A 15,412-nucleotide genomic window follows, 5' to 3' on the forward strand; every position below is an offset into this window, starting at 1 on the left:
CCTGGCCGCGGCCGTCGAGGCGGCGCAAACCGAGACCCGCCTCGACTACCAGGCGCTGCTCGACAAGCAGCAGCTGCTGCCCCCGCTGACCCATCCCGACCCGGCCCACTGCCTGGTCACCGGCACCGGGCTGACTCACCTGGGTAGTGCCGACACCCGCTCGGCCATGCACGCCAAGGCACAGGTCAGCGAGGCCGAGTTGACCGACTCCATGCGCATGTTCAAGCTGGGCGTGGAAGGCGGCAAACCTGCTGATGGTGAGACCGGCGCTCAGCCGGAGTGGTTCTACAAGGGCGATGGCGACTGCGTGGTGCCCCCTGAGGCCGAGATCCCTTCGCCCGCTTTCGCTCAGGATGCCGGGGAGGAACCGGAGCTCGCCGGGCTCTACGTGATCGGCGATGACGGCACCCCCTGGCGGGTCGGCCATGCCATCGGCAACGAATTTTCCGATCACGTCACCGAGCGCTTCAACTATCTGTGGCTGGCTCACTCCAAGCTGCGCGCCTGCAGCTTCGGTCCGGAACTGCTGGTAGGCGATCTGCCCGAACATCTGGAAGGCACCAGCCGTATCGAGCGTGATGGCGCGACACTATGGGAGAAGCCCTTTCTCACCGGTGAGGCCAACATGGCCCACAGCCTGGCCAACCTGGAGCACCACCACTTCAAGTACGCCGGCTTCCGTCGGCCGGGGGACGTCCATGTGCACTTCTTCGGGACGGCAACACTCAGCTTTGCCGATTATGTTCATACTCGCGAGGGAGACCGCTTCGAAATCACGCTCCCCGAGTTCGGCCGTCCCTTGCGCAATACGCTGCAAACCGAAGCGGCAACCAAGACAATCTGCATCAACGCCCTGTAATCGACACTGGAGGAAGCATGACACCACAAGGCACTTCCCTGATCGGCCAACACGCCGTTTCCGGCAACCAGGCCGTCATTCGCGCCATTGATCCAGCCAGTGGCGATACACTCGCGCCCGACTACCGGGGACTGAGCCGTACCGAGGTCGCTCAGGCCTGCGAACTGGCCTGGGCCGCTTTCGATCACTATCGGGAGACTTCGCTGGAGGAGCGGGCGACGTTTCTGGAAACTATCGCCGCCGAGATCGAGGCGTTGGGCGATGCCCTGGTCAAGCGCGCCATGGGCGAGACTGGCCTGCCCCAGGCACGGATCGAAGGCGAACGGGGACGCACTTGCGGCCAGCTGCGCCTCTTCGCCTCCGTGGTCCGGGCCGGCGAGTGGCTCGATGTGCGTGTCGACCCGGCACTCCCGGATCGCCAGCCCATGCCCCGCGTCGATCTGCGCCAACGCCACGTGGCCCTGGGCCCAGTGACGGTGTTCGGCGCATCGAACTTTCCGCTGGCGTTCAGCGTGGCGGGAGGCGATACCGCTTCGGCGCTGGCCGCCGGCTGCCCGGTGGTGGTCAAGGCGCACTCCGCCCACCCCGGTACCTCCGAGCTGGTGGGGCGCGCCGTACAGAAAGCCGTGGCCAGCTGTGGCCTTCCCGAGGGGGTGTTCTCGCTGCTCTTCGGGTCGGGCAAGGAGATCGGCCAGGCGCTGGTCGCCGACCCGCATATCCAGGCAGTGGGCTTCACCGGTTCGCGTTCGGGTGGCCTGGCGCTGATGGCCACCGCCCAGGCGCGCCCCCAGCCGATCCCCGTCTACGCCGAGATGAGCTCCATCAACCCGGTGTTCCTGCTGCCCGAGGCGCTGAAGGCCCGAAGCCAGGAGATCGCCGAGGGCTTCATCGGCTCGCTGAACATGGGCGCCGGACAGTTCTGCACCAATCCCGGCCTGGTGATCGCCATCAAGGACAAGGCACTGGACGCCTTTACCGCTGCCGCCGGTGAAGCGGTCAAGGGCAGCGCCGCCCAGACCATGCTCACCCCGGGCATCCACGCCGCCTACCAGGACGGCATTGGCGCCCTGGTTGGCGAAGCCCGCGAGATCGCGCGCGGTCCTGTCGGTGATGGCCCCTGCGCCTGTCAGCCGGCACTCTTTGCCGCCTCGGCGAGTGACTTCCTCAAGAGCGACGCCCTGCAGGCCGAGGTGTTCGGTGCCGCCTCGCTGGTGATCGAGTGCGATGACCTGGATGAGATGCGCGCCGTGGCCGAACATCTGGAGGGCCAGCTCACCACCACACTGCAGATGGACGATGGCGACCTGGACGCCGCCCGGGCGCTGCTTCCAGTACTCGAGCGCAAGGCCGGCCGTGTCCTGGCCAACGGCTGGCCCACCGGCGTCGAGGTGTGCCATGCCATGGTCCACGGCGGCCCGTTCCCGGCGACCTCGGACAGCCGCACGACGTCGGTGGGCAGTGCGGCCATCTACCGCTTCCTGCGTCCGGTGTGCTATCAGAACCTGCCCGAAGGCTTGCTGCCCGAGGCTCTCAAGGAGGACAACCCCCTGGGCGTCAGCCGGCTGGTGGACGGCAAGCGGGATTAATTTCTGGAAGTTACCAGCGGTTGGAAATCTTCGGCGGCCTTCGGGCCGCCTTTTTCATGTGCTTTCACAACTCAGCGCGAAACGGGGATCGCCAGCATATCGCCGAGCAGACCATCACCCGGCTCGATGCCCAAGGCTTCGGCTGTACCCTCCAGCACCGCTTGGGCTGCCTGGAAGGCGCCTCGGGCATCGCGGGTGCGGATGCACTCCATCACCCAGCGATGCCGCTCAAGGCTCTCCTCAGGGTTTGTGGCGCTGATATTGGATTCCGCAACCAGCAGCTGGATCGACGGCCGCAGAATATGCGACAGCTGGGACCAGACGATGTTGTGCGTGGCCTTGAAGATAGCGACGTGAAACGCGACGTCATAGTCGCTGTGCAGTTTTCGCTCATCGGGGTTCCCGGCACTGCGCAGGTTCTGTCCCATGCCCTCGAACGCCTCCTCGATGGCCACAAGGTCACGTGCCTTGGCACGCCGAGCCGCGGTCATTGCCACATAGGGCTCTACATCCAGGCGGAAGGCCAGGATCTCACGCTGGATGCGTGGATTGGGATAAGCGAAACGGGTGATCCAGTCGGTGACCTGGGGGTCGAGGATGTTCCACTCCTCATACTCTCGGACCTTGGAACCGTGTCCCGAGATGCGCTCGATGATGCCCACATCCACCAGTTGGCGTAGATCACTGCGCACTGCCGAGCGGTTGATGTCGAACTGCTCCGCCAAGGCCATCTCCTTGGGCACGAAGTCCCCCGGCTGGTAGCAGCCGGAGAAGATGGCCTCGGCGAGGAAGTCAGCGACGCTGGGTCGACGGGAACGGGAAGAGGATGTTTTCACAGCAGCAACACGCCATCAGCAAACAACACCATATCTTTCCATATGTTCAACATTAACACAACACACACGTTGCTGGTTCTACCACCTTGGGCCATACTCTGACCTACCATCAGGCTAACATCCTGTCATACCACCAATGCATCAAGGCTCCTTCCCCAACAACCAACACAATCTCAGGAAGCCCTCACCATGCGACTGAAGGACAAGACGGCCCTGATCACCGCCGCCGGGCAGGGCATCGGCCGCGCCACTGCGCTGCACTTCGCCGCAGAAGGCGCAAGGGTCATCGCCACCGACATCGACACCGACAAGCTACGCGAGCTGCAAGGCAACGAAGGCATCGAGACCCGCCGCCTGGACGTGCTCGACGCCGCCGCCATTGAACGCTTGGCCGCCGAGTTGCCGCCCTTGGATGTGCTCTTCAACTGTGCTGGCTACGTGGCCGGTGGCACCCTACTCACCGGCTCGGATGCCGACTGGGAGCTATCGCTGGCCCTCAACGTCACCGCCATGGCACGTCTGAACCGTGCCCTGCTACCGGCCATGATCGACCACGGTGGCGGCAGCATCATCAACATGGCCTCGGTGGCCTCGAGCCTAAAAGGCGTTCCCAACCGCTGCGCTTACGGCACTACCAAGGCCGCGGTGATCGGATTGACCAAATCGATCGCCGCCGACTTCATCAACCAGGGTATCCGCTGCAACGCCATCTGCCCCGGCACCGTGGATTCCCCTTCGCTGCGCCAGCGCATTCATGACCAGGCGCAGCAGCAGGGACGGCCGGAGGCCGAGGTACAGGCCGACTTCCTGGCCCGCCAGCCGCTGGGGCGGCTGGGCACCCCGGAGGAGATCGCCGCCCTGGCCACCTATCTCGCCGCGGACGAGTCCGCCTACACCACCGGCACCGCCCAGGTCATCGACGGCGGCTGGCTGATCTGAACCAGAAGGAGACCCCATGAAATTGCTGCGCTTTGGCCCCCCGGGCAACGAGAAACCCGGTCTGCTCGACGCCGACGGCGTGATCCGCGACCTGTCGGCCCACTTGCCCGACCTCGACGGCCGTCACCTGGACCGCGAGACCCTGGCCAGGTTAGACGAACTCGAGCCCGCGCGTCTGCCTGAGGTCCCGGCCGACACCCATCTCGGCCCCTGCGTGGGACGTGTCGGCAAGTTCATCTGTATCGGCCTCAATTATTCTGACCACGCCGCCGAGACAGGCGCCGAGGTGCCGCCGGAGCCGGTGGTCTTCAACAAATGGACCAGTGCCATCTGCGGTCCCAACGATGATGTCATCATCCCCCGCGACTCCACCAAGACCGACTGGGAAGTGGAGCTCGGCGTCGTAATTGGCAAGGAAGCCCGCTATGTAAGTGAGGCCGAGGCCATGGATCACATCGCCGGCTACTGCGTGGTCAACGACGTTTCCGAGCGCGAGTTCCAGCTCGAGCGCAGTGGCAGCTGGGACAAGGGCAAGGGATGCGACACCTTTGGACCTTTGGGCCCCTGGCTGGTGACCCCGGACGAGATCGCAGATCCCCATGCCCTCGACCTCTGGCTGGAGGTAGACGGCAAGCGCTACCAGGATGGCAATACCCGCACCATGGTCTACCAGATTCCCTTCCTGATCAGCTATCTCAGCCGTTTCATGAGCCTGCAGCCAGGTGACGTCATCTCGACCGGCACACCCCCTGGCGTGGGCATGGGCCAGAAGCCGTCGACCTACCTGAAACCTGGCCAGCACATGCGCCTGGGCATCGAAGGGCTCGGCGAGCAGCATCAGACTGTCGTCGCTGAAGCCAGTCGCTGATCCGGAGGCCGTCATGCGAACCGTCGTCTGCCAGGAACCCGGCCGGCTGATCCTCGAGGAGCGTGCCGCCCCGGCATGCGGGGCCGGCGAGGCCCTGCTGCGCATCCGCCGTGTCGGGGTGTGCGGTACTGATATCCACGCCTTCGGTGGTAACCAGCCCTACTTTCAGTATCCACGGGTGCTCGGCCACGAACTGGCCGGCGAGATCGTCGCGGTGGGCGACCAGGTCGACCCGGCACTGATCGGCCGAAACGCTTACGTGATTCCTTACCTGCACTGTGGAAACTGTCGAGCCTGTCGCCAGGGTCGAACCAACTGTTGCTGCCAGATGCAGGTGATCGGTGTACATCGCGACGGCGGCATGTGCGATCGCCTAGCAGTGCCTGTAGAGCAGCTCGTGACCTCCAATACCCTGCCACTGGACCAGTTGGCCCTGGTTGAATGCCAAGCCATCGGCGCCCACGCGGTGCGCCGCAGCGGGCTCACCAAGGGTGAACTCGCCGTGGTGGCCGGCGCCGGCCCCATCGGCATGGGCGTAGCACAGCTAGCCCGCGAGCGAGGTGCCAGAGTGGTGATGGTCGACACCAACCCGGAGCGCCTGGCCTTCTGCCGCGATCAGCTAGGTATCACAGACACGTTGAATCCCGTCGATGAGGACGTTGCCACTGCCCTGCAGGCAATCAGCGATGGCGAGCTGGCCGACGCGGTGTTCGATGCCACGGGTAACCCCACCGCCATGCAGCATGGATTCGATCTGGTCGGCCATGCCGGCCGCTACGTGCTGGTCAGCATCGTCAAGGCAGACATCGCCTTTCACGATCCGGATTTCCACCGCAAGGAGATGAGCCTGCTCTCCAGTCGCAACGCCACCCGAGAGGACTTCGACGAAGTTTGCCGGCTGATGGAATCGGATCGCCTCCCGGCCAGCGCCATGATCACCCACCGCACCGAGCTTGGTGACCTGCCTGAATACATGCCCGCCTGGTGTACCCCGGACAGCGGCGTAATCAAGGCCATGATAGAGCTCGATACCTCAGGATACGTTTCAGCGGAGGCCGACAATGCCCCAGACCATCGCCAGTGACAGCGGCCAACTGGCCAGCCTGCGTGTGCACGCCGCTGATAACGTGCGAGTCGCCCTCAAGGACTTGCCAGCCGGCAGCGAGATCGACGATGGCGGTCACGTTCTGCACCTGGCCGAGCCGATTCGCCACAAGCACAAGTTCGCCCTGAAAGACCTTGCCGTGGGCGACACCGTTATCATGTACGGCGTCACGGTGGGCCGCGCTACTCGACCGATCCCTGAAGGCGCGGCCATCACCACCGAAAATACCGAGCACAGCACTGCCACCACCCAGCCCCAGGCGCGGCGCGGCGAGTGGCAGGCCCCCGACGTGGCGGCGTTTCGCGACGCCACCTTCGAAGGCTTCCACCGCCCTGATGGCCAGGTTGGCACCGCCAACGTCTGGCTGGTGGTCCCCCTGGTGTTCTGCGAGAACCGCAACATCGACGTGCTGCGACAGTGCGTGGCTGACGCGCTGGGCGAGGACCCCTATCGCGACTACAAGCGCATGGCCCGCGAACTGCTTCATGGTTCAGCCGGCGTCGCGCCGGTCGAGCCACCTGGTGAGCGGCTCTTTCCCAACATCGACGGGGTGCGATTCCTCACCCACACCTTGGGTTGCGGCGGCACTGATAACGATGCCGAAGCACTTTGTCAGCTGCTAGCGGGCTACATCTGTCACCCCAACGTGGCCGGTGCCACGGTGCTGAGTCTGGGTTGTCAGAAGGCCCAGATCGGCATGTTGCGCAACGCCGTGGCCGAACGCGACCCCAACGGCCAGCGCCCGGTGCACTACCTTGAACAGCAGGCCAGCCAGAGCGAGGAGGCGCTGATCCGTGAGGCGCTGACCACCATCTTCGATGGCCTGGCCGAGGCCAACAACGTCACACGATCGCCTGCGCCGCTCTCAGCGCTGACCCTGGGCGTGGAGTGCGGCGGCTCCGACGGCTTCTCCGGGCTCTCCGCCAACCCCTTGGTGGGCGCGGTCGTCGACCGCCTGGTAGCGCTGGGAGGCAGCGGTATCCTCAGCGAATTCCCTGAGCTGTGTGGCGTGGAACATGAGCTGCTCGCCCGCTGTACCGACGACACCGTGGCGAGCCGTTTCCAGAACCTGATGGAGGCCTACCAGCAGCACGCCGCCCGGGTAGGCGTCGACTTCTCGATGAACCCCTCCCCCGGCAACATCCGTGACGGTCTGATCACCGATGCCATGAAGTCCGCCGGCGCCGCGAAAAAGGGCGGCGACAGCCCGGTGGTGGACGTGCTGGACTACACCGCCCCCCGCACCAAGGCGGGTCTCAACCTGCTCTGCTCACCAGGTAATGACGTGGAGTCCACGACAGCCCTTGCGGGCTCCGGTGCCAACCTGATCCTCTTCACCACCGGTCTGGGGACTCCCACCGGCAACCCGGTTGCCCCGGTGCTCAAGATCTCAAGCAACAGCGAACTGGCCAAGCGAATGAGCGACGTCATCGACTTCGACGCCGGCCCCATCATCCGCGGAGAAACCAGCATCGACGCACTGGCAGAGCAACTGCTGAGACTGTGCATCGACGCCGCCTCGGGGCGCTACCAGTCCCGTGCGGTACAGCTGGCCCAGTACGACTTCATCCCCTGGAAACGTGGGGTTTCCTTGTAACGACACGCCATCGTCGAAAGGGCCCGCTGCTCAGGCAACGGGCCCTCTTTCTTCGGGAGAGCTTCGGGCTAGTGGCAGGTTAGGGGACTCACTCCTCAACAGTGAGGCGCTTCTTGAGCTGCATATAGGTGCCATAGTGACGGTCCAGGTGGCGTCGCACGGCCGCCTCGGCAGCATCAGGATCGCGGGATTCGATGGCCTCGACGATCGCGATGTGCGCTTCCAACGCCGCCTTGTCCTCATCCTTCTGCTGCAGCACCTGGGCGCGACGATCATCCAGCCATTCGGAGAGCGCCACGTGAATGGCATCGAAGATCGGGTTGCGAGCGATGCTTGCCAGCACGCCATGGAAGTCGTTGTCGGAGCGCTTGAAGCGCGCCTCGTCACCCACGGCGTCGTGATTCTCCTGCAGAGCTCCACGCAGGCGCGCCAAGTCCTCTTCCCCGGCATAGCAAGCCGCATAGCGGGCCAAGGAGATCTCGAACAAGGCCCGGGCTTCCTGGAAGTACTGCTGACCGTCAGGCTTGGAGAGCAGCTGGCGAGTTACCCCGGAGAGCCGAGCCATCACCGCCTCGGCGGTGGGCCGGATCACTCGTGCCCGGGTACCGCTGTTGATGGCGATCAGGCCCAGCTGCTGCAAGTAGAACAACGCCTCACGCACCGCCGGACGGCCGACACCGAACTGCTCCATCAATTCTCGCTCGGAAGGCAATTGATCGTTCTCGCCAAGCCGCCCCTCGAGAATATCCGCCTCGAGCTGCTCGGCGACCTGTTCGGAGAGCGTCTTGCGCTCAATCCGGTATCGGGACATGGGCTGGTTCTCCTGATTGGCCCGGTAAAAAGCCGCTATCTTACTGCATTGTGCAGACTTCCGCTCAGTTCAGGCGCTGCAAGGCGGGCACATCCAAGGTCGAAGCCAGCTCGGCGTAAGCTCGCTGATTGGCACTGTCGAGGGGGATGCCCTCAGCGTCGCGTCGAGCCTGGCAGGCCCACTCGCGGTCCCCGGGCGCCATGACCCGCGCACCATCACGCCCCGGCTGGGCCCGCAGGTCATCAAGGTAACATCGCAGGAACTCGGGGAAGGGATCACCGGGAGCGAAGGCATCGGGCTTCAGGGCCAGGAAGAAGTGCCCGACGCCCCGGGGCGTCGCCATGTCGGGGCCGCCCATAGGCAGCAGACGAAAGCCGTGCAGCATGCCGGAAAGCGTAGAGCTGAGCACCTCCACCATACCGCCGAGCCCCGCCCCCTTGAAGCCAAAGTCGCTGCCCCCCAACGGCAGCAGGGACGCCACCTCTGCCGGTGTACGGGTCACTTCACCCGCCGCGTCGGCCGCCACCTGGTCGGGTAACTCACGGTCGATGGCAGCATACTGCTGCACTCGGTTCCAGGGAACCGAACTGGTGGCCATATCGAGCAGATAGGGTGCCTCTCCCGCCACCGGAGCGGCGAAAGCGATGGGATTGGTCCCATGGAAGGGCCGGCTGCCCTGATGCAAAATCACGAAAGGGTCGGAGTTGCACACCGCCAGACCGATCAGGCCACGCTCAGCGGCGGCCAAGGCGTAACAGCCCGCCGCACCGAAGTGTGAAGAGTTGCCTACTGCCACGGCGCCAACCCCCACCTCATCGGCCATGGCCGCTGCGTGAGCCATGGCGGTGTAGCCGGCCAGATGACCGAAGCCGTCGCCGGCATCGAGGTAGCCGGTGGCCGGCAGACGGCGCTCGAAACGCATCTCAGGCGCGCCCCGGATGCGCCCCCCCTGCAGTGCGCGAACGTAGTGCGGCAGCAAGCGCAAGCCGTGGCTGTCGGTGCCCATCCGCGAGGCGGTCACCAGTGCCCGGGTGACTGCCTCGGCGGAGACGGCATCGGCCCCGGCACGGGCCAGTGCCGCCAGTATGAACCGTTCCAGCTCGCCACGCTCGACGCGGAAATCCTGGCTGGCATCACTCATCAATCGATGGTCCTTTTGGTTAGCGGTACAGCAGATTCGGCAACCACATGGAAATGGCCGGGACAAAGGTCACCAGCAGCAGAGAGATCACCAGCGGAACCAGGAAAGGCAAGGTACCGCGCATGCACGTCTCGAAGGAGATATTCGACACCCGCGAGAGCACGTAGAGCACCATGCCCACCGGCGGCGTCAAAAGGCCGATCATCAGGTTGAGCACCATGATCACCCCGAAGTGGACCGGGTCGACACCGGACGCTACCGCCAGCGGCAGCAGTACCGGCACCAGGATGGTGATGGCGGCGATGGTCTCCATGAAGCAGCCGACGATGATCAGCACGAGGTTGATGATGATCAGGGTGGCGACGGGGTTGTCGGCGAAGGGACCGAGCAACTCGACCACGTGCTGGGTGACCTGGTTGCTGGTCAGGATCCAGGCGAAGATGGAGGCACCGGCCACGATCAGCAGGATGACTGCCGTCGTCTCGATGGTTTCCATGCTGACCTTGAGCAGGCGCCGCCAGGTCAGGATGCGATAGACCACCCCGCCAAGGAAGAGGGCATAGATCACGGCGGCGATGGCGGCTTCGGTGGGAGTAAAGGCACCGCTCATGATGCCGCCGACGATGATGACCGGCGTCAGCAGCGACAGGAAGGCCCGCTTGAAGGTATGCCCCAGCACCGACAGGGAGAAGGCCGCATCGCGGGGGTAGCCGCGTCGCCGCGCCAGCAGAGTGATCATCACCATCAGTATGGCACCCATCAGCAGCCCCGGGATCAGGCCGGCCACGAACAGCTGACCCACCGACACTGAGGCCATGACGCCATAGATCACCATGGGCAGGCTGGGCGGGATGATGGGGCCAATGGTGGAGGATGCCGCGGTAATGCCCACCGCGAACCCCTCCTCATAACCCGCATCGCGCATCGCCTTGATCTCGATGGTCCCCAGGCCCCCGGCATCGGCTACGGCAGCACCGGACATGCCCGAGAAGACGATGCTGGCGCCGACGTTGACATGCCCCAGGCCCCCCCGCATCCAGCCCATCAGAGCCTTGGCAAAGTCGAAGATACGCGTGGTGATACCGCCGTTGTTCATCAGGTTGCCGGCGAGGATAAAGAACGGGATGGCCAGCAGCGGGAAGCTATCGATGCCGTTGATCATACGGTGCACCACCACCACATCGGGCACGCGTCCGGTCAACAGCACATAGATCAGGCAGGAACCGGCCAGGCTGATGGCGATGGGTACGCCGAGCACCAGCATGGTGAACAACGCCGCGAAAAGGAACAGAAGGTATTGCTCGGTGAGCGCCAGGGCGATGCAGCCGAGAAGGGCAAATGCCGCGATTACCGGCGACAAAAGGGCCCCGGGCCGCCGCAGGATCAGGGTGTTGGGCATGGACAGGGTCTCCAGGTCGTTGTCACTGTGAGGACAGCAGTTCGCTGGTGCCGCTACGCCAGTGGCGGATGGCCGCCTGGACGGCGCGCCCCAGCATCAGCAGGAAACCCAGCATCACCACGTAATAGAGGTAGCTCTTGGGGATATCCACGGACGTCATCAACGCCGTGGTGCGACCGGCAAGCTTGAAGGTGATCCAGACCATGGCTGCGAAGAAGGCGATGTTGATCAGATCCACTGTCGTCGAGGCCGTACGTCCCATCCAGGACGGCATATAGCGGTAGAAGAACTCCACGGCGATGTGCGACCCCTTGCGTACCGCCATGGTGCCGCCCATGAAGCCCACCATCACCAGCAGGTAGCGGGCCATCTCCTCGGTCCAGGCGATGGAATTGCCCAACACATAGCGGGTGAAGAACTGCAGGAAAACATCCAGCGCCAGCACCCAGAAGACCCCTAGGGTCAGATAGTCCTCGAGGGCGAACTCGCGTGCGTCGAAGGCATCCTCATCGAGGAAGTCGAAATTGGGCGCCTCGTCTAGGTCCGATTGGTTCATGTCAGACTCCCGCGCACCACCCCCATTCGGGGGTGGTGCGACGTCCGCGATGAAAGGGGAATATTACTGGCCGAGGGCCTGGAGGCGGTCGTAGGTCTCTTGGTCCCAGGTGGCCGCGTCACTGTTGTGGGCGGGCATTGTGGCTTCGCGGAAGGGGGTGATATCGACCTCGTTCACCGTGGTGCCCTGCTCCTCGAACCAGGCCACCAGCTCTTCCTCTGACTGCAAGATGTCCTGAGTAATGCGCTCGCCAGCTTCGGCGTAGACCTCGCGGAATATCTCGCGATCCTCCTCGGAGAGCCGGTTCCACAGCGGCCCACCGGCGATGGTGATCAGCGAATCCGTGATGTGACCGGTCAGGTTGATGTAGTCCTGAACTTCGTGAAAGGCCTTGGCTTTAATGGTGGGTAGCGGGTTCTCCTGGGCGTCGACCACGCCCTGCTGAAGCGCCAGATAGACCTCGGCGAAGGCGATAGGAGTGGGATTAGCGCCGACTGCCTCGGGGAACATCATGTACATTGGCGCGTTGGGGGTGCGGATCTTCAGATCCTGCATGTCCTCGGGGGTATTGATCGGCTTGTTGGAGGTAACGTGTCGGCGACCATAGTAGTTCATGGCCAGGGGCACGTTGCCGGTAGCATCCTGGTAGCCTTGAGCGATTTCTTCAAAGAGGTCGCTGTCGGCATAGGTCCGCCAGTGGTCGAAGTCGCGGAACATGTAGGGAGCACCTGCGATGCCGATCGGACCATAGAAGCGTCCGGCAAACTGGTTGCCGGTGTAGATCAGGTCGACGGTGCCCAGCTGCAGGCCCTCGTTGATGTCCGCTTCCTTGCCCAGCGAGGAGGCCGGGTGCACGGTGATGGAGTAGCGACCGTCAGTGCGCTCCTCGATCTGCTCCGCCGCCCACAGGGCCCATTCGTGGTAGGGCTCTGATGTCTCGTAGACGTGGGCGAAGTTCAGATCCTCGGCCTGGGCCGCACCGGCCAGGCTGACGCCGCCGGCGATCAGCATCGCGGTCATCATACGAGACAGCGTGAATTGACGTTGAGGCTTATGGCTCATGTTGTACTCCTCACAACCGTTGAGTTTGTTCTGTTTGTGGCTGGAACGGTGGCGCATGATTATCGATTAGACTTCACCAGTGCGCGTACCTGAGCGTCTGGCTGTATACGTATCATACCAGCAACTTCAAACTAGCCCTTGCCGCAGTCACACGCAACCGCCTACGGACCTTTTGGTATCCGCCTTTAGTGGAAGGCGCGGTGCAGACGTTGAAGAAGGTCCGGCGCTCCGAAGCCGCCAGCCTTGGTCATCACGCGGCGCGTCGGCTCTCCGTCGAGGCAGCCAAGTGCCACACCGGGCGCCCACTCCGCCTCCACGCTGATCGAGGTAACGCCGAGTCGCCTCAGCGTAGCCATGGCGATATCCCCGCCGGTCAGAAACAGCAGGGCAGACTTATATCCGCTTGGCTGCTCGTTAGCTCAATCACCGAACAGGGGCAATCCAGGTTTTGGCACTTCGCAGCGCAGGAGCGTTCCTGTCTCGGATTCAGTGATGAACATCTCGAGAACGCCATTCGGCGCGAAGGCGACATTGGTCGTGTGCAGCCCGGAGGGTGAGTCGATCCGCAGTGCCGGTTCACCGCGCGGCGTCATCAGCCAGACCACGCCCAGTCCGATTTGGCAGATCGCCAACCCGCCGTCGCGGTCTATCGCCAACCCATCCGGTCCGCCGCCGCCGCTCAGCTGTACGAACAAACCCACCTTGGCGACGCCCCCGCCCGGCATCAGCGGGACACGCCACACCGCGTTGGCGCGTGTGACCGCGACGTAGAGCGTCTGGTTGTCGGGCGACACGACCAGGCCGTTCGGGCTGGGCACGTTGCTGAGCAGGAGATCGACCGTGCCATCGGCACGCACGCGGAAAACGCGGCCGGTGGGGTCATGCAGGCCCGTCAGGCCCTGGTCGGTGAAATAGAGATCTCCCGTCGAGGAGAAGGTCAGGTCGTTGACGGCCTTCAATCGTTCGAGATTGTGACGTTGGAGAAAGGGCGCGATCTGGCCGGACTTCGGGTCGAACACCATGATCCCGTTCTTGTAGTCGGCGACGAAAAGGCGGCCGTCGGCGTGGAACGCCAGACCATTCGGCTCTCCGTCGTATGTAATCATCGTCTCGAAGCGGCCCTCCGGCGACACCCGAAAGATGCGGCCATAGGCGATGTCCACGCACCACAGCTGGCCGTCGCGATCGAAAGCCGGCCCCTCCAGCAGGGAATGCTCCGGCAGTTGCCCGGGCTGGCCATCCCGCCATTCGGAAGGTTCACCTTGCATCCGCAGGGCGTCGGGAAGCGTGGCAAATACAGAGGCCTGTTTACTCGGCGGGGGTACAAACATTCAGGATGATCCTTTGGTTATCGTCGCACGAGTTCGGGGATGAGCAGTGCGATCTGCGGCACCGCGTATAGCAGAAGGCAGAAACCGAGGATAATCACGGCATAGGGGAGCGACGACCGACCAATCACCCCCAGCGGGGCATTGCTGATCGACTGCACCGCCAAAAGGTTCAACCCCATAGGCGGTGTCAGAGCGCCCAGCTCGATCAGCAGAACCAGGACGACGCCCATCCAAACCGCATCGTATCCCATGACTTCGAACACCGGGAACAGCACGGGCACCGTGAGCAGCATGATCGACAGGCCGTCGATGAACATGCCGATCACCACGTAAATCGCGATCAGCAGGCAGAAGAAGACGAAGGGTCCGATCCCGGCATCGGCCAGCGCTACGGAAAGGTCCCGGCTGACGCCGGATGTGGTCACCGCGAAACTGAGAAACTGCGCAAATAGGGTGATGAACATCACTACGCAGCTTGTCGTCACTGCATTGCGCAGGGCCAGCATCAGGGATTTCAGGTCGAGATCGCGATAGAGAAGTCCGAGCAGAAGAGCGAGAAGGGAGCCGAAACCAGCGGCCTCGGTCGGGGTGACGATGCCGAAATACATCGAGCTGATCACCGCCATGATCAGCACCGCCACGGGAAGGCAGTCGCGCAGCCCGTTCAGGCGCGATCGCGGCGCCTCCCCCGTCGCTTCGCCGCTCGGCCCGAGGCCGGGTTGAAGCAGTACCCGCAGGGAGATGTAAAGGACGAAGGCCGCCGCCAGCAGCAGACCCGGCAGGATCCCGGCCATGAAGATAGCCAGGACGGAGGTCTGGGTGATCGAGGCGTAGACGATCATCGGAATGCTCGGCGGGATCAGGATGCCGAGGCAGCCTCCGCCGGTCAGCGACCCCAAGGTGAGAACATCGCTGTAGCGGCGCCGCCGCATCTCGGGGACGGCCACGGTGCCAACCGTCATCGCCGTCGCCACGGTCGATCCGGCCAGCGCCGAGAACGCCGCGCAGCCGACGATGTTGGTATGCGCCAGCGCCCCCGGAACGCCGCGCAGAAGGTCGGCCACACCGCCATAGAACCGGCTGGCGAGCCCGCTTCGAAGGATAATCTCGCCCATCAGTACGAAGAGCGGGATCGCGACGAGGGTAAAACTGGTCGCGGTGTTCCAGATGACGTCGCCGAAGGTCGGCCATAGCCGGGTTCCGCTCGCCAATGTCACGCCGACGATGCCTACGACGCCGATCGCCGCCCCGATCAGCACACCCCCGAACAGGAAGCAGCCGATGAGAACGCCGTAGAGAAGAAGTGTTTGAGACCATTCCAT

15 protein-coding genes are annotated in these 15,412 nt (G+C 63.9%); 6 read left to right on the plus strand and 9 right to left on the minus strand.

What is annotated here, in order from left to right; genetic code table 11:
- Together araD1 and RI841_RS00495 are read left to right on the plus strand one after the other, a co-directional pair.
- On the plus strand, nucleotides 1-859 hold an 859-nt coding region (araD1, locus tag RI841_RS00490; RefSeq protein WP_310703554.1), incomplete at its 5' end, for an AraD1 family protein.
- Between the two features lie 17 nt (nucleotides 860-876).
- Nucleotides 877-2,445 carry an aldehyde dehydrogenase (NADP(+)) gene (locus RI841_RS00495; RefSeq protein ID WP_310703555.1) on the plus strand — a complete coding sequence of 523 codons (1,569 nt, stop codon included), beginning with the start codon at nucleotides 877-879 and terminating at the stop codon, nucleotides 2,443-2,445.
- A 71-nt stretch (nucleotides 2,446-2,516) separates the two neighbouring features.
- Here the strand turns inward: RI841_RS00495 and RI841_RS00500 are convergent, their stop codons facing one another.
- A complete protein-coding gene (locus RI841_RS00500; protein ID WP_310703556.1) occupies nucleotides 2,517-3,281 on the minus strand; it encodes an FCD domain-containing protein in 765 nt (254 codons plus the stop codon).
- 189 nt (nucleotides 3,282-3,470) lie between these two features.
- Between RI841_RS00500 and RI841_RS00505 the strand changes: the two genes are divergently transcribed.
- The 4 genes from RI841_RS00505 to RI841_RS00520 are packed head-to-tail and all read left to right on the plus strand — an operon-like array spanning nucleotide 3,471 to nucleotide 7,790.
- Complete coding sequence (locus RI841_RS00505) at nucleotides 3,471-4,220, plus strand: SDR family oxidoreductase (RefSeq protein ID WP_310703557.1); 750 nt, start codon at nucleotides 3,471-3,473, stop codon at nucleotides 4,218-4,220.
- Nucleotides 4,221-4,236: 16 nt separating this feature from the next.
- On the plus strand, nucleotides 4,237-5,088 hold the full coding sequence (locus RI841_RS00510) for a fumarylacetoacetate hydrolase family protein (protein ID WP_310703558.1): 852 nt from the start codon (nucleotides 4,237-4,239) through the stop codon (nucleotides 5,086-5,088).
- 13 nt (nucleotides 5,089-5,101) lie between these two features.
- Nucleotides 5,102-6,172 (plus strand): zinc-binding alcohol dehydrogenase family protein, encoded by a 1,071-nt coding sequence (locus RI841_RS00515; protein ID WP_310703559.1) that lies wholly within the window; start codon nucleotides 5,102-5,104, stop codon nucleotides 6,170-6,172.
- Nucleotides 6,150-7,790, plus strand: a complete 1,641-nt coding sequence (locus RI841_RS00520; protein WP_310703560.1) for an altronate dehydratase family protein — start codon at nucleotides 6,150-6,152, stop codon at nucleotides 7,788-7,790. The genes RI841_RS00515 and RI841_RS00520 overlap by 23 nt, the downstream gene beginning before the upstream one ends.
- Before the next feature lie 88 nt (nucleotides 7,791-7,878).
- Here the strand turns inward: RI841_RS00520 and nanR are convergent, their stop codons facing one another.
- The 8 genes from nanR to RI841_RS00560 all read right to left on the minus strand — a co-directional run bounded on the left by nanR (nucleotide 7,879) and on the right by RI841_RS00560 (nucleotide 15,412).
- Entirely contained in the window at nucleotides 7,879-8,601 is a 723-nt protein-coding gene (gene nanR, locus RI841_RS00525; RefSeq protein WP_310703561.1) for a transcriptional regulator NanR, read from the minus strand.
- Between the two features lie 64 nt (nucleotides 8,602-8,665).
- Nucleotides 8,666-9,742 (minus strand): Ldh family oxidoreductase, encoded by a 1,077-nt coding sequence (locus RI841_RS00530; protein WP_310703562.1) that lies wholly within the window; start codon nucleotides 9,740-9,742, stop codon nucleotides 8,666-8,668.
- Between the two features lie 19 nt (nucleotides 9,743-9,761).
- Complete coding sequence (locus RI841_RS00535; RefSeq protein WP_310703563.1) at nucleotides 9,762-11,141, minus strand: TRAP transporter large permease; 1,380 nt, start codon at nucleotides 11,139-11,141, stop codon at nucleotides 9,762-9,764.
- A 22-nt stretch (nucleotides 11,142-11,163) separates the two neighbouring features.
- The gene (locus RI841_RS00540) at nucleotides 11,164-11,697 is read right to left on the minus strand and encodes a TRAP transporter small permease (RefSeq protein WP_310703564.1); all 534 of its coding nucleotides are present in this window, start codon (nucleotides 11,695-11,697) and stop codon (nucleotides 11,164-11,166) included.
- Between the two features lie 63 nt (nucleotides 11,698-11,760).
- The gene (locus RI841_RS00545; protein ID WP_310703565.1) at nucleotides 11,761-12,759 is read right to left on the minus strand and encodes a sialic acid TRAP transporter substrate-binding protein SiaP; all 999 of its coding nucleotides are present in this window, start codon (nucleotides 12,757-12,759) and stop codon (nucleotides 11,761-11,763) included.
- Nucleotides 12,760-12,944: 185 nt separating this feature from the next.
- Nucleotides 12,945-13,145 (minus strand): nucleotide-binding domain containing protein, encoded by a 201-nt coding sequence (locus RI841_RS00550; RefSeq protein ID WP_405000889.1) that lies wholly within the window; start codon nucleotides 13,143-13,145, stop codon nucleotides 12,945-12,947.
- A 33-nt stretch (nucleotides 13,146-13,178) separates the two neighbouring features.
- Nucleotides 13,179-14,090, minus strand: a complete 912-nt coding sequence (locus RI841_RS00555) for an SMP-30/gluconolactonase/LRE family protein (protein WP_310703567.1) — start codon at nucleotides 14,088-14,090, stop codon at nucleotides 13,179-13,181.
- Between the two features lie 17 nt (nucleotides 14,091-14,107).
- A complete protein-coding gene (locus tag RI841_RS00560) occupies nucleotides 14,108-15,412 on the minus strand; it encodes a TRAP transporter large permease subunit (protein ID WP_310703569.1) in 1,305 nt (434 codons plus the stop codon).

This window comes from Halomonas sp., assembly GCF_031581305.1.
Taxonomy (GTDB): domain Bacteria; phylum Pseudomonadota; class Gammaproteobacteria; order Pseudomonadales; family Halomonadaceae; genus Halomonas.

Excerpts from the sequence above, each read along its gene's own strand:
- RI841_RS00495 (WP_310703555.1), top strand. The coding sequence starts at position 877 with ATGACACCACAAGGCACTTCCCTGATCGGCCAACACGCCGTTTCCGGC.
- RI841_RS00505 (WP_310703557.1), top strand. The coding sequence starts at position 3,471 with ATGCGACTGAAGGACAAGACGGCCCTGATCACCGCCGCCGGGCAGGGC.
- RI841_RS00510 (WP_310703558.1), top strand. The coding sequence starts at position 4,237 with ATGAAATTGCTGCGCTTTGGCCCCCCGGGCAACGAGAAACCCGGTCTG.
- RI841_RS00515 (WP_310703559.1), top strand. The coding sequence starts at position 5,102 with ATGCGAACCGTCGTCTGCCAGGAACCCGGCCGGCTGATCCTCGAGGAG.
- RI841_RS00520 (WP_310703560.1), top strand. The coding sequence starts at position 6,150 with ATGCCCCAGACCATCGCCAGTGACAGCGGCCAACTGGCCAGCCTGCGT.
- nanR (WP_310703561.1), bottom strand. The coding sequence starts at position 8,601 with ATGTCCCGATACCGGATTGAGCGCAAGACGCTCTCCGAACAGGTCGCC.
- RI841_RS00530 (WP_310703562.1), bottom strand. The coding sequence starts at position 9,742 with ATGAGTGATGCCAGCCAGGATTTCCGCGTCGAGCGTGGCGAGCTGGAA.
- RI841_RS00535 (WP_310703563.1), bottom strand. The coding sequence starts at position 11,141 with ATGCCCAACACCCTGATCCTGCGGCGGCCCGGGGCCCTTTTGTCGCCG.
- RI841_RS00540 (WP_310703564.1), bottom strand. The coding sequence starts at position 11,697 with ATGAACCAATCGGACCTAGACGAGGCGCCCAATTTCGACTTCCTCGAT.
- RI841_RS00545 (WP_310703565.1), bottom strand. The coding sequence starts at position 12,759 with ATGAGCCATAAGCCTCAACGTCAATTCACGCTGTCTCGTATGATGACC.
- RI841_RS00555 (WP_310703567.1), bottom strand. The coding sequence starts at position 14,090 with ATGTTTGTACCCCCGCCGAGTAAACAGGCCTCTGTATTTGCCACGCTT.
- RI841_RS00560 (WP_310703569.1), bottom strand. The coding sequence starts at position 15,412 with ATGGAATGGTCTCAAACACTTCTTCTCTACGGCGTTCTCATCGGCTGC.